Raw genomic sequence first — 18922 nt, 5'->3', positions numbered from 1 at the left:
ACTATTGAAACAGTGTCGCTTGCATGTTCTCAAATATACCAAACAGTTAGCAGAGGTCAAACAGGTGACAATCTTATTTGTCCTCCCACATTGTTTTGGCCGCTCAGTTGACTGAATCGCGAAATTACTTACAACCTCTGTTTTACGAGAAAGGCTATTAAGGACTGCCTTGATGGTCATAGTTTTGTGGGTTAAAGATACCGAAACCTCTATAAGAGCAATTGACGATCGGATTCAAACTCCATGATTTCCCCGGAAACGGGATCTGTAAACTTGACCCGACGGGCGATCAATTGTAAAGGGTTGCTCAGATCGTCTTCCTGTTTGTCCAGCAGCTCGGGGTAATAGCGGTCGTGCATGATACGGAATCCCAGCCCGCTCATATGGACCCTTAACTGATGTTTCTTGCCTGTGATCGGGTAGAGTAGAAAATGTGCTTTGTTGTCGCGGTATGACACCCGTTTGATTCTGGACCTGGCGTTCACAACGCCTGGAACAACCTTGCTGCGGAACCAGATGTCATCGTCAACCAGCCTGTTCTCAACAGTCCAGTCCTTCCTCTCCGTGGAAAAAGATACTTCGGAAAGCGCTTCATAAGTCTTTTCAATTGTTCTGGACAGAAAAAGTCCTCCGTAGAGCCCACGTGTTTCCTTGTTCATGGAAAACAGCACCAGGCCCGAGGTCTCACGGTCGATCCTGTGCAAGGGGACCAGGCTGCTGTTGCCCGTTTTGCGGCGCAAGCGATTGAGCAGGCATTCGTTGACATAAGGGCCTGATGGCGTAACGGGCAGAAAAGGCGGTTTACAGGCAACCAGGAGCTCATCATTTTGAAAGAGGATCTTCTCCTGTAAAGGAATCAGTGGCTCCTCTGCGACCTCCCGGTAATAAAACAGTCTCTTCTGAGGGACATAAGGTGTTTCTAAAGTGATCGGTGCTCCGGCATCGTCAAGGACTTTGCCGTTGAGGATGCGTTCTTCCCACACAGCCATGCCGACCTTGGGGAACCTTTGCATCAGGAACTCCAGGATCGCAGGGTAGGGCTTGTCAATAAAGGGCAAGCTGAGGCGTGATGGGTGTTTGGCAATCCCCATTTAAGTTTAATTCCTTATCTTGATGCAGGGTTTAAAGACATGCTCTTGTCCAGGGATCTAATGCGGATACAGTGGTGGCAGCTTTTTGTGGTTCTCAGCTTTCGTCGCCTTTTGTTGTACCTCTTGCACTGCTGCGCTCAGCCCATGGCTATCCCAATCGTTGCTCTCGCGGCTGTAAAGACTTCTGCTGAACAGTTCCAGTTTCTGCTTGAGTGGTTCGCCGCAGAGAGCCGCCAGCTCTTCCAGATTGCCGGGCCGCTGCTTCGGGAAGAGGGCAGTCCCCCAATCGAGCATTGCACTGCGAATGAGCGCCGGGTTGCCCGAGGCAAGGGCTTGATCTAATCTCTTTCGTGCTGTCTTGAGGTCCGGTCTATCTTCTTGCTGCTCCTGTTTGTTCTCCTGATTGCGCTTCACCAGTTTCCCCTTGACGATAAACAGCAGCGTCAAAAACCAACCGCCACCGAGCGCCATACTCAGCCAGGGCCAAAACCCGTGTTCTTCGGACGTTGGTAAGGTGGGAACCTCCACCTGTGGTTTGTCTTCTTGCGGCAAAGGCTCTTGTTGTGGAACCGCAGGCGGAGTGGCGGTGACAGCAGGTTGGTTTGTTGCCGGCAGGACCTCAACGTCCAGCGCCGGTAACCGCCCTTGATGCCAGCGCTCATCGTCCAGGTCCCACCAGTCGATCTTGATCTCAGGCAGGCGGAGTGTGCCTGGACGGGTCGGCACGAGGGCCAGCTTCTCCTGCAGGATGCCGAGCACACCGTTCTCTTTTAACTGGTCCTCTCGTTTTGGCTGGTCAGGATAGCTTCTAAAGCCGTCAGGAACGTCAATTTTCAGAGCAGGCAGTTGTGCCGCGGGCACGCCCATGGCGCTCAAGGTAATCGTTCTGGTTGCCGGTTCACCAACGGTTAGCCGCGGAGGATTTTGCCAATCGTCTTCCAGTTGCAGTTCTCTAGCCGGCAGCCAACTGCGTCCTTCGGCTTCTGCCGCCGGCAGCACCTCAATGTTGATTTCTTCAGAGCTCCTACGGATCTGCCTGGTTCTCTGGTTAAAAGGGTCAAGGCTGCGTCGGCCACCATCTGCGACCTGTGCAGTAAAGCGTGCCGGCGGAATTTTTAGCTGGCCACTTTGTTGCGGGAAAATAAGATAATCGCGTTCGAAAACTCGGTAAAGTAAGCCATCGCGCTCGGTTTCATAGTTGCGATCCTCGCCGAGCTTCTGTACCACCGCTTCGATGCCGACTGGCTCCGGTTCACTGAGGCTGGCCTGCAGGAAATTGAGACGGGTTAGCAGCTTGACCTTATAGAGAACCTGTGATTGCACCCATACCTTGTTTGGCTCGGTGGCAACTTCGAGAAGCAGATCATTCGCACCGGCCAGGGTGTTGCTCTTTCCGGCTGGCAGGACCTCAATTTTGATCGGTTTGCTGCAATCGCTGCCAACGCAGAGGGCCGGGATCTCTTTGCTGCCGGCGCTGCGTGCCATTAGGGTAAGGCTCCAGACCGTTGAGCGGCTGAAGTCTCCGTTGATAATTTGCATCTGCGAAGACTGGGAGCGGCCCAGTAGCTCGAAATTCTGATCCAGTACGCTTAAATCCGGATCGCCGTCAAGGCTGCCGTCTGCGCGCAGCTCCATGTTGAAACTTTCATCCAGCCCAACCCGGGTCCGGTCAGGAACAGCCTTAAGCTGGGCGGAAAGACTTAACGCCGGGCTCAGTACCAGTAAAAGTAACAGGATCAGGAGAGAATATATGTGTCGCATTACCATGGCTTGTCACTCGTTTGTCGCTCTTGTCGTTGGCGGTATTGGTAGAGAAATTTTCGGCGCAGCAGTCCACCCGGATCATCTGGAATGCGTTGCAGCCACTGCTGGGCCGCTCGCTGCTCCTCCGTAGAGGCTTGGCTATCCATCTCCTCGGCCGCTTCTGGGGACGCTTGTTCAGATTTCTGCTGTTCCTGCTGTGCCGTTTGAGCTTTCGGCTGTTGTTGTCCGGATTCTTCAGTCTCTGAATTGTCTGAGTCTGCAGGATTCTGTTCCTGATTCGGAGATGATGGCGCTCCGTCCTCCTGAGTTGAATCAGCATCGGACTCTTTATCCTTCTGATCAGAACCGGACTCCGACTGTTCTGAGGAGGAGTCACCGTTCTGCGGTGACGATTCGCTGTTTTTTGATGCCGATTCATCGTTCTGCGATGAAAGCTCGTTGTTTTCAGATGAAGACTGTTGTTGCTGTTGCTCAAGAGCGTCTTCGACCAGATGCTTGTTAGCCAATGCATCCTGGTCTTTAGGGTTGAGCTTTAAGGCTTCATCGTAGGCGCTGATTGCTTCGGCCAACTGTCCGCTCCTGGCTAGCGCGTTGCCCCGATTGTACCAGTCATCTGCGCTCTCTGCCTGCTCCAGCAACTTGGCGGCTTCAGCGTAGTTGCCGTTCCGGTACTGAGCGCTGGCCTGCCAGCGCGGGTCTTGGAACTGCTCTGCTGCGTTTGCATAGTCTTTTTCTGCAAAAGCCTGAGCGCCCTGCTGATCAGAGCGCTGCCAGAGCTGTTGCCAGTCAAACGCTTGCGCCGTTTGAGTCAGCAAGGTGCAGAAGATGAAAATTGTCAACCAGCCGCGTCGGAAAGCGCATGCGGTCAGTAACAGCAACGGCCAGAGCAGCAAGACACCGGCTTCTTTCCACTGGTCGCCAAGCTGTTCACTCCGCTGCTGGTCGATTGCTAGCTTGCTTTGTAAAGAGGCCGCCAGCAACTGTTTTAAATCCTGATTGTCGACCCGGATGGTCTGGTAAATACCGCCACCGGCTTGTGCAAGTTCGCGCAGCGCTGCAGGGTTGAGGCGCGGCAAAACAACCTGCCCGTTGCTGTCTTTGAAAAAACCACCGTCCTTGAGAGGGATCGGCGCGCCCGCTTCTGTACCGATTCCGAGGACTGACAGACGGTATCCGCTCTGCTGCAGGCGCTTGGCCACACCCAGTGCTTTGCCTGTTTGATCGTCGTCAGTGACCAGCAGCAGAGCTCCTTTTGCCAGCCCGGCTTGTTGCAACAAGCGTTGTCCCTGCTTGATGGCCAGGTCAGGGCGACTTCCAAGGACTGGCATCAGGCCTGGCTCCAGGCTGTCGAGCAGCGCTTCGATCGTCTTGCTGTCATCGGTCAATGGAGTCACGATGAAGGCGTCACCGGCAAAGACCACCAGGGCGGTTTGCCCCTCCCGACGCTGACGAAGGATGTCGGTGATCTTCAACTGAGCCCGTATCAGTCGATTCGGCTTGAGATCAGCAGCATTCATGGACGCTGAAAGGTCGAACAGAATCACCAAGGCTGAATTCTGGCGAAAAAGTGGCTGCGGCAGGCGCTCCCAGGTCGGCCCTGCCAAGGCGATGATTGCCAGTAACAGCGCGATCATGATCAGGTGAAGCGGCCAGTTGCGGCGTCTTTGGGAACGACCGAGCAGCAGGTAAGGGAGCAGCTGAGGATCGCAGACCGCCTGCCAGTTGCGGCTACGCAATTGTTGTCGCCAAAGCCAGACCAGCAGCAAGGCCACTGGTAACAGAAACCAGAACCAGTCCGGGCGTAGAAAATGAAACTGGTTCATCGCCACCCCCAACGCTGTCGTCCCTGATCGATCAGCCCAAGCAACAACGCACCGCACAGCGCCAGGCCGAGCGGCCAGTAATAGAGCGCAGTGACCGGGCGAAATATTTCCTGGTCTTTCTCCACAGGTTCCAGTTCGTCGAGCATGGCGTAAATCTGTTCCAACTCAGCAGTGTCACGGGCACGGAAATAACGGCCGCCGGTTTGCTCGGCGATTTTGCGCAAGCTCTTCTCATCGAGATCGGCAGAAGGGTTGACGGTGCGTTTGAAGAAGAAGGACCCCACCGTCATCTCGTCTGCGCCGATGCCGATGGTGTAGATTTTCAGGCCCTCTCTTGCGGCAAGCTCCGCTGCCTTGATGGGACTGACCTGGCCAGCGGTATTTGCGCCGTCGGTGAGCAGGATCAAAATCCTTTGTTTTGCTTTTGCCTCTTGCAGGCGTTTGACGGCTAGACCAATGGCATCACCGATGGCCGTTTTTTCTCCAGCCAGTCCTAACACAGCTTCGAGCAGTAGCTTTTCTATGGTTTGCCGGTCGAAGGTCAAAGGGGTTTGTACATAGGCCTGGTCAGCAAACAGGATTAAGCCGATTCTGTCTCCCTGACGACGGCGAATGAACTCAACGGCCACTTTTTTGAGTGCTGTCAAGCGGTCGACGGTCTCTTCTTCAAGGACAAAGTCGGCAGTTTTCATGCTGCCGGAAAGATCGACCGCCATCACCAGGTCGCGGCCGCTGACCGGCAACTCCAAGGGCTCACCGAGCCATTGCGGCTGAGCTGTTGCCGTTACAAGCAGCAACCAGCAGAAGAGCATCGGTATCAGCAGCCACCATGGCCAGCGCCGCCGACTGCGTTGATGACGGTTGTCGACAAATGGTTGTAAAGAAGGAACCCAGAGAGCGGCTTCTTCAGCGGCCAGCGCCGGGGGGAAGAGGCGATGGACCAGGTAAGGCAGAGGCAGCAGCAGGAACGCCCAGGGGCAGACAAACTCGATCATCTTCGTCTCCCCTGCGGTTTCGGTGCCGGTGGCAGCTGTTGCAGCCATCTGCGACAGAGGACCAACAGTGCTTCAGTGTCCATCTGCTCGATCCGCGGCAGGTAAGGGCCTTCGGCCAAGAGTCGACCTGGCCCTTGAGAGAAAAGTCGGTCCTCAAGCTGCTGATCAAGAAAACGGAGCCAGTCTTCACCGACCAGGCCTGCACAGTGGTTCTGCGGGAAGTGCAGGATTGCTGCTTGGCGAAGCAGACGGGACAACCCCTCAAGCAGCTGCAGCGGGTTCTCAAACTTACTGTGTTGGCGTTGAAGTTCTTCCAATTCAAAGAGCGCTAGACGCTGTAACTGTTTGCGCTGTCGTCGTTGGAATAGGGCGTAGAGTGCGGCAATCAACAGGAGCAGTACGAGCAACAGCAGCCACCATCCGGGAGCCGGGGGCCACCATGAGATCGCCGGTGGCAGGTGAATATCGCGTAAAGGCAGAGTGTCAGGGGAGAAGGGCACTGATGGCATCTCAGCCTCCGCTTCGCTTAAGTAAATCCTGCTGCAGACAGTCCAGTGGGGCCTGGTTGGTGGCGCAGGTCAGAAACAGGCTGCGCCTCTGACGGCAAAACTGCTCAATAGTCTCAAGGTGCTGTGCGAATTTGTCGCGATAATGGTCGCGGCCGGAACGATCAAGGGTGCTCATGGTCAGATCATTTCTGCCGTCGCTGACCCGGTAGCTGCCGGCAGGAGGCAGCTCTGCCTCGAGTGGGTCATGGCAGAAGATTAGACCCAGGTCGTTATGTCGACTGAGCAGGCTTAGTTGCTTCTCAACCTGTTCGTCCCATTGGGAAAAATCACTCAACAGTAAAATCAGGCTGCCTGGGCGTGCGACCCGACGCAGGCGCATCAGGGTCTGGGCGAGCCGCTGCTGTGGTTCAAAGGGCTGGTGCAAGGGGCGTTGCCAGGCCGGGTCTGCCACCATTTGCCTTAACAAGGTGAGCACGCCGGCTTTGCCGAGCTGCGGGCGTAGTTCGCACTGGCGTTCTTCAGAGAAGAGAAAGGCACCCACCCGGTCACCCTGTTGCAGGGATCGCCAGGCCAGGAGTGCCGCCAGTTTCGATGCCTGCACCGCCTTGAACGAACCACGGGTGGCAAAAAACATCGGACGTCGATAATCGACGGCGAGCAACACCGCCCGTTCACGTTCTTCCTGGAATAGCTTGGTGTGAGGCTTGCCCTGGCGTGCCGTGACCCGCCAGTCGATGCTGCGTACATCATCGCCTTGCTGGTAGCCGCGCACTTCAGCGAACTCCATGCCGCGTCCTCGCACCCGACTCAGATAGGCACCGTTCTGCGCAGCACGGATCTGGCCGGGGCGCAGGGAAAAACCGCGACTTTTACCGCGCAAGGCGATCAGATCGGCCAGGTTGATACTGACTTCCGGCGGTCTGGATATTTTCGGGGAGTGTTGCACGGACAAAGTCCTCAGGGCACCGGAACCCGGGCAATCAGTTCAGCAACTAGGCGATCGACGTTAACTCCTTCGGCTTCAGCCTCATAGGTCAACAGCACCCGGTGACGCAGGACGTCAAAGGCGAGGGACTGGATATCCTCCGGGCTAACAAAATCCCGACCTGCCAGCCATGCGCGTGCCCGCGAGCAACGATCGAGGGCAATGCTTGCCCGGGGGCTGGCACCGTACTGGATCCAGCCGGCCAGATCCTCGCCGTAAGGTTCAGGCTGTCGGGTGGCCAGCACCAGCTGCAATAAGTATTCTTCGAGGTTGTCTGCCAGGTAGAGATCCAGAACCTGTGAGCGGGCTTCTTGTAACTGCCTGTTGCTGAGCTGCGCAGCTTTTTCCTCTTTTGCCGCTCTGCCGTTTCTCGCTTCGTTGCGTGCCAGGTTCAGGATTTGTTGTTCCGTTGCAACCTGCGGGTAACCGACCATCACATGCAGCAGAAAACGGTCGAGCTGCGCTTCAGGGAGCGGATAGGTGCCTTCCTGCTCAATCGGGTTCTGGGTCGCCATAACCAGAAACGGATCGTCGAGTGGGTAGCTGGTCTGGCCGATGGTAATCTGACGTTCGGCCATCGCTTCGAGTAGTGCAGACTGGACCTTGGCAGGGGCGCGATTGATCTCGTCTGCCAGGATCAGGTTGTGAAAGAGCGGCCCGGGTTGAAACACGAAGCTGCTGTCCTGTGGTCGAAAAATGTCGGTACCGGTCAGGTCTGCAGGCAGGAGATCCGGCGTGAATTGGATGCGATGAAAATTTGCTTCTATATGTTCGCCAAGTTTCTGAATGGCACGGGTTTTGGCCAACCCCGGAGCACCTTCAACGAGCAGGTGGCCATCGGCCAGCAAGGCAATCAGCAGGCGCTCGATCAGGTGTGGTTGTCCGAGGACCTGGGTGCTTAACGAATTCGACAGATCAGAAAAAACAGCCTGGATTTCATTCATGTTCAAGCCCTTGTTTTTTAAGTGAGAAAATTTTTTTTGGAGTAAATTTATAAAAAAAAATCATCTGAAAATCAAGCAGGTTTACTGGCCTTTTCTCTGTGACTGGACAAACTAACACTTCTTGCACTGCAGGGCGAGATTGATCTTAGCAATTGATGGAACATCGCTTAATTGACAGTGTCGGGTCAATCGGCTAATGTCCCGGTCACTGTTGTTTTCTATTTTCTTATAAGTAAGACGCTACTCCTGTAAAGGGGGGTGTAAGGACTTTTCTGATGTCATTTTCTTCGCTCGGTCTGCGCGCTGAACTATTGAGCGCGATTGCAACACAAGGATACACAACACCGACCCCGATCCAGAGTCAGGCGATCCCGGTCATCTTCGAAGGTTGCGATTTGCTTGCCGGCGCTCAAACCGGTACCGGCAAAACAGCCGCATTTGCTTTGCCGATCGTGCAGATGCTGAGTGAAACGACCACCTACAAAAAGCGCCGGCATCCCAGGGCCCTGGTTCTGGTTCCTACCCGTGAGCTTGCCGCCCAGGTCAGCGAGCAGATGCAGAACTACGGTCGTCGTCTGTCTTTGCGTTCCATCAAGATCTACGGTGGTGTCAACATCCGGCCGCAGATGGAGCGTTTGGACCGGGGTGTTGATATTGTGGTCGCAACGCCAGGCAGGCTTCTGGATCACGCTGAACGTGGCACGATCAAACTTAACGAAATTGAATTCCTGGTTCTGGACGAAGCGGATCGCATGCTCGACCTCGGCTTTATTGATGACATCCTTCGGGTGGCGGAATTCCTGCCGGGAGATCGACAGAACCTGCTCTTCTCGGCTACATATTCAAAGAGCATCAAGCAGCTTGCTGACGAACTGCTCGATCAACCACGAAGGATCGAAGTCGAACGCCGTAACATCGCTGCTGATGCGATCACCCAGGCGATCTATCCGGTTGAGCGCAGTCGCAAGCGTGAAATGCTTTCGCATCTGATCCGTAAGGGCAATTGGAGCCAGGTTCTTGTTTTCACGCGCACCCGCTATGGTGCCGATAAGTTGACCGACGAGTTGCTCTTTGACGGGATCAAGGCCGCCCCCATCCACAGCAACAAGAGTCAGTCGATCAGAACGCGGACCCTGGCAGAATTCAAGAAGGGTGAAGTACGTGTGCTTGTGGCAACTGATGTCGCCGCACGCGGGCTTGATATTGCAAATCTGCCTTACGTTGTTAATTACGAGTTGCCCCAGGTCCCGGAAGACTACGTACACAGGATCGGTCGCACCGGCCGGGCAGGGGAAGATGGTGTTGCGATTTCGCTGGTTTGCCCTGCTGAGCAGGCACGGCTGGTGGAAATTGAAAAGCTGCTTGAATATGCCATTCCGCAGGAATCAATTGCCGAATTCCCCGTGATTGCAGTCAAGCGAGGAGTCAAGGCGAAACCCGGGAAAAAAGCCAAGGGCGCGTCCAAATCTAAACAAAAATCTGCCAAGGCGAAATCTCCTGCAAAGACCAAAAAGGCCGCAGCAAAACCTGCGAAAGCCAAGTCTCCGACCAAGACCACAACAGGTCGACGGGGTAAAGCTGACACCAAGTCCCCTGCGCCCAAGGTCGGTCGCCGATTGAGCAGGACGAAAACGATTAAGTAGGTCAGCCTGTTCACATTCAATCAAATCGAAACGAAACTCTTACGGGGGGCACTTAATCATTAGTGCTCCCCGCTTTCGTTGTAATAATAATGTTTTGTGGTTAACTTCTGATACAACACTTTAACTTGTGAGGTCTTCAGTCATATGAGCACAAACATCGACTTGGTTGTCATTGGCGGAGGCATCGTAGGCTGTGCCACTGCACTTGCGATCAGCTCCCGCAATCCCAATCTGAAAATAGCTCTATTAGAGAAAGAAGCAAGCCTGGCATCTCATCAAACCGGCCACAATAGTGGTGTGATCCACGCCGGTCTCTACTACAAGCCTGGTTCCATGAAAGCGGAAACCTGCGCGTCTGGGCGAGAGGCTCTTTACCGCTTTTGCAATGTCTATGACATCCCTCATCAGCGTTGTGGCAAGGTCGTTGTTGCTGTTGATGATACAGAATTGCCCGCGTTGGAGGAGCTGGAACGCCGAGGGAAAGCGAATGGTCTTGAGGGTTTGCAAAGGCTTTCAGTGGCTCAATTGCAGGAGCATGAGCCGCATGTTCGAGGAGTTGCCGGCTTGTTTGTGCCACAGACCGGAATCGTTGACTATGTTCGTGTTACGCAGAAGCTCGCTGAACTTTTTCAGTCTCGTGGTGGTGTGGTTCACCTGAACTCACCGGTCTCGAAGATTCAAACGAAGCAGGATGGCTACCTGATCCATAGTGGTCACAAAACCTTTGAAGCCCGCAGCCTGGTGAATTGTGCCGGTCTGCACGCAGATCAGATTGCTCGTCTGGCCGGGCTCCGCCCAAAGTTAAGGATCATCCCGTTCCGCGGTGAATACTATGAATTCAAACCGGAGCGCAGCAAGCTTGTGAATCATTTGATCTACCCGGTGCCAGATCCGTTGATGCCGTTTCTCGGCGTCCATTTTACGCGTATGATCGATGGCACTGTCGAAGCAGGGCCGAACGCCGTATTGGCTTGGCAGCGCGAAGGCTATCGACGCAGTGATATTTCATTGCCCGATCTGGCTGGCACTTTTGCGTTTGCTGGTTTCTGGAAATTGTCGGCCCGTTTCTGGAAGACGGGGATTGAGGAATACAGACGTTCTTTCTCGAAAAAACAGTTCGTGAAAAGCCTGCAGCGGCTTATGCCCGAAGTCCGGGAAAGTGACCTGGTGTCAGGTGGCAGCGGCGTGCGTGCCCAGGCCGTTGATAACGAGGGCAGGATGGTCGATGATTTCTGCATCCAGACGGAAGGGCGCATGGTGCACGTTCTCAATGCTCCTTCACCGGCAGCAACGGCCTCTTTGAGTATCGCAGAGCATATTGCTGACCAGGTCATGGCGACAATAACATAGCCGGACAAGAAGGGGCCGCTGATGGCTCACGTTTGATCCCTGGCTCTTTAAAACGATAGGGAGTCTCTTGTCTTTAATACTGAAAGTGCTTGATTTTCTCTCCCTTTTCCCCAATTTCGGTCATTGCATCAATGCCTATCTTCAAGTGGCTGTCAGCCCATCGTTGAGTCACCATCAGGTCTGACTCTTCGGTTTTGACGCCTTCGGGGGTGAGGGGCACATCCGAGACCAGCAACAGGGCACCGCGAGCGATGACATTGTAGTGTCCGACGATAAAGATCGTCGCGGTTTCCATGTCGATGCCGATGCTGGTCATCTTTTGCAACTTTTCCATAAAATTCTGGTCGTGTTCCCAGATACGTCGATTGGTCGAGTAAACTACGCCCGTTCGGTACTCGTGACCGAGTTCGAGAATTTTCTCGGAAACAAATTTATGTAGTTTGAACGAGGGCAGCGCCGGTACTTCGGCCGGGAAATAATCGTTACTGGTCCCTTCCCCGCGAATTGCGGCATTCGGCAGTATGAAGTGACCGATTTCCGATGATTTCTTCAATCCTCCACATTTGCCGAGAAACAGCACTCCCTTGGGCTGTATGGCGCTGAGCAGATCCATGATGGTGGCAGCGTTCGCTGAGCCTATGCCGAAGTTGACAATGGTCAGGCCATCACTGTTGGTTGCCGCCTGCATTGGTTTACTTTCACCGTGGATATCGCAGGAGAACATTTCCGCGAACATGTCGACATAGTGTCTGAAGTTGGTCAGCAAAATGTACTCGCCAAAGTTATCGAGCGGCATTCCGGTGTAGCGCGGTAACCAGTTTTTGGTGATCTGCAATCGGTCGACCATAGGCACTCCTTCTTGGAATAGTAGTGATCCGGAACCTTTACTAAAGGATAAAAGGTGACGGTGATTTAGCAAGGGAACATTGCCGGAGATGGGGCGGTAATATTTTTAATGGGAGGGGTCTTCAATAACATGGCCGCACGATCAGTATCGTGCGGCCATGCATTTAAAGAAAAGCCAACCTAGTGCCGCGTCAACGACAAACTGACGCATCCAACTTGTTCCTTTCCGCGCCTGCTTCGTTATGTCTTAATCCACGTAGTTACAACTATGTGACTCAAGACATGCCTTGCTGGCACAAAAAACTACGGCGTTGTCTTTACGTCTTTTCATCATTGGCACGACACTAGAAAGAATTTTCAAAAACTAACTGGTTGAGAGGTAATTGACCAGGCTTTGGCCAGGACTCCTTGGTTTTTTTACCAATGGCCACCATTGGGCCCATAACATGGTCGTCTGGCAAGTTGATTAATTCTGCGACCTTATCAATGTCAAAACCGATCATTGGGCAGGAGTCATAGCCCATTGCTTTCGCAGAGAGCATGATCGTCTGCATCGCCAGGCCGATTGATCTCTGTGCTTCGTCACGCTGCAACCACTCACGTCCTTCATGAAATGGGCCCATCCAGTTTACCAGCAGGTCGCATACCTCTTGTGGCGCGTTCTGCCAGTAACGGCCTGGCTCTTTAGCCCAGGCCATGGTATCCGCAGTCATAATGATAAGAAGGGAGGCATCGGTCATCTGGGCTTGATCATTGCCAAACTCAGTGCGAATTCTCTGTCGCAAGGCTGGGTCGCGAATAATCACAAACCGCCAATGTTGAATGTTGAAACTGGTGGGGGCCTGAATGGCCGCCTCAAGAATTTTGTTTTCTTCTTCATTAGTCAATTGATGCTCAGGGTCAAAATGCTTGATTGCGCGACGTTGGTAAATAGCGTCAAAAGTGTCCATGAGTCGTCCTCCTTACAGAAATGTACTCCTCAGATAATAGGATCGTTCGGCTAAGTATAGCCGCTGTTTGGAGTTCAGCACGTAGAGAAGAGAATTTATCCTTTGGCTTGATCAGCATTCACCGTGAAAATCAGCGTTCAGATAGTTTTAAGATTGACCCCACCCCTTAATCCCCTTCAGCCTTGTAAATTGCGTTAAATACTTACAACTGTTGTTTGACTTATAAGTCCGTAACTCTTTAGCTTTGTTCGTAACAAGCACCGGCTTGCCTTTGCCAACGAATATGAAAACCCTTAGCCTAACATCCTGACAAAATCCTCCGGTACCCCGGCATCAAATTTCATCCGCCTGCCGTTAAAAGGGTGAAGGAAGCTGATCGTGCGGGCATGCAGAGCGAGTCGTTTCGCCGCCCGAGCGGTGGTGCCGTACTTCCGGTCTCCCAAAACAGGTTGCCCCTGCTCTGCGAAATGCACACGGATTTGATGCTTGCGGCCTGTGAGCAGATGAACTTCTACTAGGCTGTTTTCCCTGGTCTCCTGAAGAACCCGGTACTCCGTATGAGAGAGCTTGCCCTTGGTAACGTCACCGGTTGAGTAGACATTGTGAGCTTTGTTTTCGGCGAGATAGGTGGAGATTTTGCCCTCAGGAGGCGTCAATCGGCCGTGAACTATGGCTAGATAGTATTTGTCGGTTTCATCCCAGTGTTCCTGCAGGAACTGCTTGGCCTTTTCACTTTTGGCAAATAGTAGAATCCCGGAGGTCTCCTGGTCGAGGCGATGAACCACGTACACCCGGTTGCGCGACTTCGGGTCGCCTTTGCGAACATAATTATTAAGCAGGTAGTGGGCCGTGCGCGCCTTGTCCCGTGCCGTGCCGACGGTCAGCAGTCCTGAAGGTTTCTCGACCACGAGCAGATCCTTATCTTCGTGGAGAATGGTCATCCCTCCTGATTTCCTGAACTTGTTCGGTTTCTTTGTTTTTTGTAGTAGCGCCAACGGATGACCGCCTTTCCTTTTTTTAGAGGTGCTTATGACACCATAGAAGAACTGACAGCCTTAAGGATAGTGCTTATTTCGATGACACATAGGTAGTGTGTTACTGGAAAACATCAAGTCCCATTCTATATGTATGACATTGCAGAGCTAAGGGTGGAGGGAACAGCTGCAATGAAGCTTTATAATAACCACTCCCCGTTCCAGATTGTAGTGTATGATGCTAGTTGATGAATACACACCATAATCTTAAACAATAAGGAGCGAAAGCCATGGGTAAGGGTCAAGACAGCAAGAAAGCGGTAAAGAAAGCTTCGGCTAAAACTCCGAAAGAAAAAAAGGCTGAAAAACAAGAGAAGAAAGCTGCAAAGAAGTAACCTATGAATGGACAACATCGCGAAGAGATCACGCCTGGGATGGCGGTTATGATTATTCTGAAAAAAGATCAACGTAGCGGTAAGCTGACCCAGGGTGTGGTTAAAGATCTTTTGACCAAAAGCCCGTTTCATTCTCACGGCATCAAAGTTCGGCTTGAAGATGGGCAGGTTGGTCGGGTGAAGTCGTGGTGTGAGACGGATTGAATTTTAAAGGCCGACCTCACAAGGCACGTCACCTGGAGGCCTGGACATTGGAACCTGGGACACTCAAAATAGAGTGTCCTTTTTGAGTCCCCCGCTTTATTGAATATGGATATGTAAATGAGTGATCCACAGTCAGAGTCTAAAGAGGATGTTCAATTTACCTTTGAGCCGATTGCCCCACCACCGGCTAAAAAGGGTTTACTGAGCAAGTTCGGGCCAATCGGCCTGTTGCTCTTTTTTGTTTTCGGTAAACTTAAATACCTCGCGGTAATCCTGCAGGTCGGCAAGTTCAAAACCTTCATCACCATGCTGATCAGCATTTGGGCCTACGCTATGTTCTGGGGGTGGCCCTTCGCGGTCGGCTTTGTCGCGTTGCTGTTTATTCATGAAATGGGGCATGTGGTGGCCCTGAGGATGATGGGGATCAAGGCGACGGCGCCTATGTTTATCCCCTTTATGGGCGCATTTATTGGTATGAAGCAGATGCCCAAAGATGCTTTTGCCGAAGCGCTGATGGCCTATGGCGGCCCTTTACTTGGCACCCTGGGCGCAATCGGCTGTGCCGGAGTCGGCATGCTAACCGGCAACCCCTTCTGGTATGCGCTGGCGACAACCGGCTTCTTGCTTAATCTCTTCAACCTGTTGCCAATCTCCCCCCTCGACGGTGGCCGGATTATCGGGGTTATCAGCCCTAAATTATGGGTTCTCGGCCTGATCGGAGCGGTCGGGCTCTTTTATCTGACCTGGTCTCCGATTATCGCCTTGATTATCATCATGGGCAGTCTGCAAATCTATGGTTCGAGCAAACGTTCAGCCGTTGAAAAGGCTCGCTACTATGCGGTGACTCCAGGGAAACGGATCGGCATGGGTCTGGCTTTTCTGGCCCTGCTGGCGGTGACCTCTTTCGGCATGTTGGCGATGCAGATTCCCCTTGATAAATTTCAGCAACAAGGGGCTGCTGTTCAACAAACACCAAAGGACTATAAGTCGCAGGTTCAGGTCCGCTAGTTTGTGCAGAATCGAAAATCGGGGGCACTCAAAATTGAGTGCCCAGTTTTATGGGTGTGGAAATTGCCGCTGACTTTTGACCAAGAATTTCGCCGATGATGTTAGAAACAAGAGACTCTCTGGATTTGCCTCTCTGCCGGGAATGTGGAGGGCGTTGCTGTAAAGGAAGCCCTGGAGTCTGGGTCGATCCAGAACGGTTTTTTGCGATATTTTTCTCCGGCCAATATTTGACGATTGAGCAACTTCGCGAACGTTTACCCGGGTTGGGGCTGGTGCTATGGGAGAAGTCTGGTGTGCCGATTCCTGCTCCCCGGTCATTGGCCTCTGGGTGCTCGTTTCTCGAGGTTGACGGTTGTCGTTTCCCGGTTGCTGAACGGCCTTGCCAATGTCTGGCGCTGATTCCAAACAAACAGACTCTGGAGCAAGAACAAGGCTGCCTCTGCGGAGAACCGGAGGCGTTTAGTCGGGATGTGGCCAGCCAACTCTGGCAGGATTATTGGAGCAGGGGAGACTCAAGCCAATAGATTGTTAATCTGTTGCTCTCATTGTTGAACTTTGAACCCTACAGACAAAAGCAAAACCGTCGGGGTTGCCCGACAGCAACGTCATTTTCTTTGTGGCGACAAAGAAAACGAAGCAAAAGAAAACTTGGCGCTGCGCTTGGCATGTCAGGCTCGTTATCACGGCAACATCAATTCAGCAAAGATTTTCCGACAATCAAGCTACTGTTCCCCCGTAGTTGACGAGGCCCTTGAGGACCTCTCCATTAGTTTCAGTACCAGGGTTTCGTGTTCTTATGTTTCTTGCTACTAGAAAACACTACAGCCAGTCCCCCTGAAACGGGCCGGAATGCTAAAACCTCTACGAGTAGAAAACTCAGGAACCTGGCAAAGGAATATGCCCTCCGCTAGGAGCTAGGCGTTTTTGCTTACTTTTGTCGCCGCTTGGACAAAAGTAAGGCGTCTGGCGAGACGCGACTCGCCGGTTCTGTTTTTGGTTCTCAACAAAGACTTAAAGGACATCAGATTAACGATCTGTTGTCCTCTCTATTTTCGACGAGATCATAGGAGCAAGACTAAACTCTGTCAGAAGCTTTGGGGCCGCTCACTTTTGAGTGCCCCAATTCTTAGCGAGTGTTTTTTGCACGCCTTTACTCCAATTAAGTTACGATCATCCTATGAAAAGAAAAATTGAACTGCTCGCACCAGGCGGGGATATCGAATCTGTAAAGGCTGCCATTGTGGCCGGTGCTGATGCGATATACTTCGGCCTGAATACTTTTAACGCCAGGATGCGGGCAACCAATATCGAACTTGATGACTTAGCCGGTATCGTCTCTCTTGCCCACAGGAACAGCTGCCAAATCTTTATAGCGATCAACATTGTGATCGTTGAAAGTGAAATTCGAGCTCTAATCAACCTGCTGAACAAACTCGTAAATACCAAAATCGATGGCGTGATTGTTCAGGACCTGGGCTTGCTTTATTTGTTATCAACCTACTTTAAAAGTCTTAAAATCCATGCCTCGACTCAACTGACAACGCACAACGAAGGTCAGATAAAATTCCTAAGTGAGATCTCTGCAACCCGGGTCAATTTATCCAGGGAGCTGAATCTTGATGAGTTGCATACTCTGACGCGGGTTGGGCATGAAAATAACATTCTCAGTGAAGTCTTTGTCCATGGATCCCACTGCCTCTCTTTCTCGGGGATTTGCTATATAAGTTCTGCCCTTGAAGGGAAATCGGCAAATCGCGGTCGCTGCAACCAATCCTGCCGGGAGCAGTACGTGACCACCCCTAAGGGCAAAAAATTCCCCCTTAACCTTAAAGACAATTCTGCTTTTAATGATCTTAAAGCGCTCTCTGACGCCGGCGTTGACTCTGTAAAGATAGAAGGGCGGATGAAGAAGTTTCATTACGTCTATACGGTTGTGAATGCGTGGCGAAGCCTGCTCGATAATTTCTATCGTCATAATCAGTCCAGCGGCGATGATACCGCTCTTTATCAGGTGTTTAACCGGGATTTCACCAATGCTTTTCTGATGGACAACCTCAATAATGAAGTCTTTATCGACAATCCCAGAGATAATTCCGCCCTTTATTTCCATGAAGCAAATAGACGTTCCGCTGATACAGATATCCGACTGACGAAGACTGAACTCCACGACATAAGAACCGGTATTATCAACAAGGCACAAGCAAAGATTGCCCTCTTGGACGTTGGGAAAACTCCCTTGAAGATTTGTGTTTCCGGTGAGTTCGGCGGGGTTCTGAAAGCCTTCATAACGAGTGCTGATATTTCCATCACCCCGTTCGAAATTCTTTCTGTGTCGAGGTTAGTCCCTGTGCAGGGCAGCAGAGCAGGGCTGGATTACGAGAGTTTGTATCAACGGCTGGGACCTGGCGATGAATCGGAACATGTTCTTGGCGAGTTGGAATGCGAAAATCTGCAAAAGGGCCTTTTCCTGCCACTTAAAGAGCTCACTACAATCAAGAAGAGCATGCTTTTTGTCCTCAATGGCTCAACAGACGAGATTGAGCCGATCGAGATCCCGCGATTAGAAGAACCGACTACTTTAAAAAACAAACCCCGTCTCTCGGTATTGATTTCTTCCATAGCACAACTGGAGCTGTGTTCCGAGAGCTCTGCTGATTTGTTTTTCCATCTCCCTAGTTGCTTTCCTGATGACTCGTCTGCGTTGGTAGAACTTTTTCAGGAAAACCAGATCTTAACGCCGTGGTTCCCTCCGGTTCTGATTGGTAAGGACTATACTGCCGCAGTTGATATCCTTGATCAGGTAAAGCCCAAGCGGATTGTAACAAACAACACCGGGATCGCTTACGAGGCGTCTAAGAAGGGGATTGCCTGGATCGCAGGCCCTTATTTGAATATCGTTAATTCCTTCAGCCTTTTATGCTTAAAGGAGAAACTCAACTGTTCCGGTTCATTCCTGTCAAATGAGATCAGCCGCAAGCAGATTTTGAAAATCATCCCACCGAAAGATTTTAAACTCTACTACAGCATTTATCATCCGGTTTTGCTCCTGACGAGTCGACAATGTTTACTTCACACGATTGAAGGCTGTACCAAAAGCATTGTGGATGATGAGTGTACACTTGAATGCAACAGGTCTACTTCCATTAAGAACTTGAAAGATGGTGCTCTGTTTGTTGATAAATCGAAAGGTTGTTATCATCGCATCTATAACGAGCATAACTTTTTGAACGCAGATATAGTGACTGATTTGCCGGATCGGTTCTCCAGCTTTTTCATCGATTTAACGGCTGTGAAAACTGCAACGAAAGTCGCCATGAATGAAACGCGTGTCATTAGGATTTTTGAGGACCTTTTGAATGAAAAACCACAGGCAAGAGAAGAACTTGCAAAAGCGATATCTCCCTCATCGAACGCCCAATATCAAAGAGGCATCTAACAGCC

General features: G+C 52.0%; 16 protein-coding genes. 6 read left to right on the top strand and 10 right to left on the bottom strand.

The annotated features are described in order from the left end of the window. Positions 1-209: 209 nt before the first annotated feature. From P9J64_04125 to P9J64_04095, 7 genes are read right to left on the bottom strand one after another with little or no spacing between them, the layout of a single operon-like run. A complete protein-coding gene (locus P9J64_04125; protein ID MDG5467503.1) occupies positions 210-1091 on the bottom strand; it encodes a pseudouridine synthase in 882 nt (293 codons plus the stop codon). A gap of 57 nt (positions 1092-1148) precedes the next feature. Beyond that, complete coding sequence (locus P9J64_04120; protein ID MDG5467502.1) at positions 1149-2852, bottom strand: BatD family protein; 1704 nt, start codon at positions 2850-2852, stop codon at positions 1149-1151. Then, positions 2852-4678: a VWA domain-containing protein gene (locus P9J64_04115; GenBank protein ID MDG5467501.1), complete on the bottom strand. Its 1827-nt coding sequence runs from the start codon at positions 4676-4678 to the stop codon at positions 2852-2854. Before P9J64_04115 ends, P9J64_04120 begins: the two co-directional genes overlap by 1 nt. Next, complete coding sequence (locus P9J64_04110) at positions 4675-5673, bottom strand: VWA domain-containing protein (GenBank protein MDG5467500.1); 999 nt, start codon at positions 5671-5673, stop codon at positions 4675-4677. Before P9J64_04110 ends, P9J64_04115 begins: the two co-directional genes overlap by 4 nt. Further along, on the bottom strand, positions 5670-6182 hold the full coding sequence (locus tag P9J64_04105) for a DUF4381 domain-containing protein (protein ID MDG5467499.1): 513 nt from the start codon (positions 6180-6182) through the stop codon (positions 5670-5672). Before P9J64_04105 ends, P9J64_04110 begins: the two co-directional genes overlap by 4 nt. 1 nt (position 6183) lies before the next feature. Next, a complete protein-coding gene (locus P9J64_04100; protein MDG5467498.1) occupies positions 6184-7128 on the bottom strand; it encodes a DUF58 domain-containing protein in 945 nt (314 codons plus the stop codon). Between the two features lie 11 nt (positions 7129-7139). Continuing rightward, a complete protein-coding gene (locus tag P9J64_04095; GenBank protein MDG5467497.1) occupies positions 7140-8111 on the bottom strand; it encodes a MoxR family ATPase in 972 nt (323 codons plus the stop codon). A 275-nt stretch (positions 8112-8386) separates the two neighbouring features. Between P9J64_04095 and P9J64_04090 the strand changes: the two genes are divergently transcribed. Continuing rightward, positions 8387-9754: a DEAD/DEAH box helicase gene (locus P9J64_04090; protein MDG5467496.1), complete on the top strand. Its 1368-nt coding sequence runs from the start codon at positions 8387-8389 to the stop codon at positions 9752-9754. A 144-nt stretch (positions 9755-9898) separates the two neighbouring features. After that, entirely contained in the window at positions 9899-11104 is a 1206-nt protein-coding gene (gene lhgO, locus P9J64_04085; GenBank protein ID MDG5467495.1) for an L-2-hydroxyglutarate oxidase, read from the top strand. 73 nt (positions 11105-11177) lie between these two features. Here lhgO and P9J64_04080 read toward each other — a convergent pair whose 3' ends face one another. The 3 genes from P9J64_04080 to P9J64_04070 form a co-directional block, all read right to left on the bottom strand. Then, positions 11178-11951: an AMP nucleosidase gene (locus tag P9J64_04080; protein MDG5467494.1), complete on the bottom strand. Its 774-nt coding sequence runs from the start codon at positions 11949-11951 to the stop codon at positions 11178-11180. Between the two features lie 343 nt (positions 11952-12294). Beyond that, positions 12295-12900 (bottom strand): nitroreductase family protein, encoded by a 606-nt coding sequence (locus P9J64_04075; GenBank protein ID MDG5467493.1) that lies wholly within the window; start codon positions 12898-12900, stop codon positions 12295-12297. Between the two features lie 293 nt (positions 12901-13193). Next, a complete protein-coding gene (locus P9J64_04070) occupies positions 13194-13841 on the bottom strand; it encodes an RluA family pseudouridine synthase (protein MDG5467492.1) in 648 nt (215 codons plus the stop codon). 431 nt (positions 13842-14272) lie between these two features. Between P9J64_04070 and P9J64_04065 the strand changes: the two genes are divergently transcribed. The 4 genes from P9J64_04065 (at position 14273) to P9J64_04050 (ending at position 18917) form a co-directional block, all read left to right on the top strand. Next, entirely contained in the window at positions 14273-14473 is a 201-nt protein-coding gene (locus tag P9J64_04065) for a YwbE family protein (protein MDG5467491.1), read from the top strand. A 117-nt stretch (positions 14474-14590) separates the two neighbouring features. Further along, positions 14591-15481: a site-2 protease family protein gene (locus P9J64_04060; GenBank protein MDG5467490.1), complete on the top strand. Its 891-nt coding sequence runs from the start codon at positions 14591-14593 to the stop codon at positions 15479-15481. Between the two features lie 95 nt (positions 15482-15576). After that, positions 15577-16005: a hypothetical protein gene (locus tag P9J64_04055; protein MDG5467489.1), complete on the top strand. Its 429-nt coding sequence runs from the start codon at positions 15577-15579 to the stop codon at positions 16003-16005. Positions 16006-16658: 653 nt separating this feature from the next. Continuing rightward, complete coding sequence (locus P9J64_04050) at positions 16659-18917, top strand: U32 family peptidase (protein ID MDG5467488.1); 2259 nt, start codon at positions 16659-16661, stop codon at positions 18915-18917. Positions 18918-18922 lie beyond the last annotated feature (5 nt).

It is taken from the genome of Deltaproteobacteria bacterium IMCC39524 (assembly GCA_029667085.1).
In the GTDB taxonomy this organism is placed as follows: Bacteria; Desulfobacterota; Desulfuromonadia; order Desulfuromonadales; family BM103; genus M0040.
Note: the sequence above shows the minus strand (reverse complement) of the source record. Positions and strands in the feature narration are given on the sequence as shown.